The organism is Clostridium sp. CAG:43 (assembly GCF_000434655.1).
In the GTDB taxonomy this organism is placed as follows: domain Bacteria; phylum Bacillota; class Clostridia; order Lachnospirales; family Lachnospiraceae; genus Otoolea; species Otoolea fessa.
Genome location: NZ_FR895085.1, coordinates 8,200 through 10,568, shown reverse-complemented (window position 1 = coordinate 10,568; position 2,369 = coordinate 8,200). Strand labels below are relative to the sequence as shown.

The following is a 2,369-nucleotide window of genomic DNA, read 5'->3' as shown; positions in this document are numbered from 1 at the left end:
GCCATTCCTGCCATGCAGCAGCTTTCATCTCACGCATTGTAACTTGTACGTAACGTTTTGTTTTTCTTTTCCTTATCTGGCTTCAATCCGGATTGCGGTTGCCTTGCCCGGGTTCAGCTCCACGCTCAGTACCAGTTTGCCGCTGACGTTGGTCTTCATGCCACCAACCGATACGCCGTCTACATATACCTCATACTCACGCTCATCCTCTAGCTGAATGGTAATCTGAGCATCCTTCTCGCCCTCAACCGAAAACTGTACGGAAGTATCTCCCGCCTGGAAATGATTGACTGCCGTGCCCGGTACCGACTCATATACGAACATTCCGTTGCGCTCCAGCTTGGTAATCTCGCCGAATGTTTTTACCTTATAAAGATCGCCCTGAAATTCAAAATCCTGCAGCTTGGACTTTGCTGCTAACATATAATTGCCAAAACTGATGGTTCCGTCATCCTCGATGCGGATTAACTCGCTAACTACTGGCATAATGCTTTATCCTCCTAGTATCCTTTTAATCAATATCGCAACTGCTCCGCACTTACACAGTTACTCAGTAGTATCATTTTAACACACTTCGACCGGGTTTACCAGTCTTTTCGCTTCCAGCCCTTTAGACCGTCTCAAATTTCAGCTGATCGCCATCTTTTTCAATCCGAACCTCTGTTTTTTTCCGGATCGTGCCTTCCAGGATCTTCTCAGAAAGCTGATCCTCGATCTGCGTCTGGATCGTCCGGCGCAACGGTCTTGCACCATATTTGGAATCATATCCCTTGTCTGCCAGGAAATCGATCGCATCATCTGTGATCGTGAGCGTCATTCCAAGCTGGTCCTCCGTCCTTTTCTTGATGCCGCGCAGAAGAATGCCCGCGATCGTCTTGATATTCTCCTTCGTCAGAGGATGGAATACTAAAATCTCATCGATTCGGTTTAAAAACTCCGGCTTAAACATCCGGCGCACTTCCTCCATCACGCGCTCTTTCATAAACGCATAATCCGCTTTCTCACCGCTCTCCGACGAGAATCCAAGCCGCTTCGGGGAAATAATATTTTCAGCGCCCGCATTGGAGGTCATAATCAGAATCGTGTTCTTGAAATCCACCTTCCGTCCCTGTGCGTCTGTAATGTGCCCGTCATCGAGGATCTGCAGCAGAATGTTAAATACATCCGGATGCGCTTTTTCAATCTCATCAAAGAGAATAACCGAATATGGATTGCGACGCACCTTCTCGCTGAGCTGTCCGCCCTCCTCGTAGCCAACATATCCTGGCGGCGAACCGATCATCTTGGAAACGCTGTGTTTCTCCATGTACTCCGACATATCAACGCGGATCATCACATTTTCCGTGCCAAACATCGCCTCCGAGAGTGCCTTGGAAAGCTCTGTTTTTCCGACACCCGTCGGCCCCAGGAACAGAAACGAACCGATCGGCCGCTTCGGATCCTTGAGTCCCACACGACCACGGCGGATCGCACGCGCCACGGCGGATACAGCTTCCTCCTGTCCGACCACACGCTCATGCAGAATGGACTCCAGTTTCAACAGCCGCTCTGACTCTTCTTCTGCCAGCTTGCGAACCGGGATCTTCGTCCAGTCAGAAACAATGTCCGCAATCTCATTTTCACCGACCACTAACTTGCGTGAATTTTTCTCTTTTTCCCATTTTTCACGAATCTTTTCAATCTTTTCCTGCTTTTTCTGCTGCTTCTTCTTGATCTCACCGGCTTTCTCATAGGCTTCAGCCTTGATCGCCTCTTCCTTCTGGCCTTCGAGTTTTTTGATCTCCGCTTCGAGCTTTTTGATCTCCTCCGGCTCCGTATATACAGTCAGACGTAGCTTCGAGGATGCTTCATCGATCAGATCGATCGCCTTGTCCGGCAGGAAACGGTCATTGATATAGCGGGCAGACAGGCGCACCGCTGCCACCAGCGCCTCATCCTGGATCGTTACCTTGTGGTGCTCCTCATAGCGGCTGCGAAGCCCCTTCAAAATCTCGATGGATTCCGCCTCCGTCGGCTCATCTACCATAACCGGCTGAAACCGGCGTTCCAAGGCCGCATCTTTTTCGATGTATTTGCGGTATTCTTCCAGCGTCGTCGCACCAATGAGCTGAATCTCGCCCCTCGCCAGTGACGGTTTCAGGATATTGGAGGCATCGATCGCGCCCTCCGCGCCGCCTGCGCCGATGATCGTGTGAATCTCGTCAATAAACAAGAGCACATTTCCACTCTCCCGCACCTCGGCAAGTACCTTCTTAATCCGCTCTTCGAACTCACCGCGGTACTTGGATCCTGCGACCATGCCGGACAAATCGAGGCTGACAACCCGCTTTTTCGCGATCGTCTCCGGTACATTGCCGGAAACAATGAAC

Annotated in this window: 1 protein-coding gene and 1 pseudogene (1 of these 2 running past the window's edge); both read right to left on the bottom strand. The window is 50.7% G+C overall.

What is annotated here, in order from left to right; all coding sequences use genetic code 11:
• Positions 1-72 precede the first annotated feature (72 nt).
• On the bottom strand, positions 73-486 hold the full coding sequence (locus tag QVO97_RS06935; protein ID WP_022359635.1) for a hypothetical protein: 414 nt from the start codon (positions 484-486) through the stop codon (positions 73-75).
• A 124-nt stretch (positions 487-610) separates the two neighbouring features.
• Positions 611-2,369 (bottom strand): annotated as a pseudogene (locus tag QVO97_RS06930) (ATP-dependent Clp protease ATP-binding subunit); it runs 711 nt beyond the window's last position.

Bases quoted from the DNA above. Each gene is read 5' to 3' on its own strand.
- QVO97_RS06935 (WP_022359635.1), bottom strand. From the start codon at position 486: ATGCCAGTAGTTAGCGAGTTAATCCGCATCGAGGATGACGGAACCATC.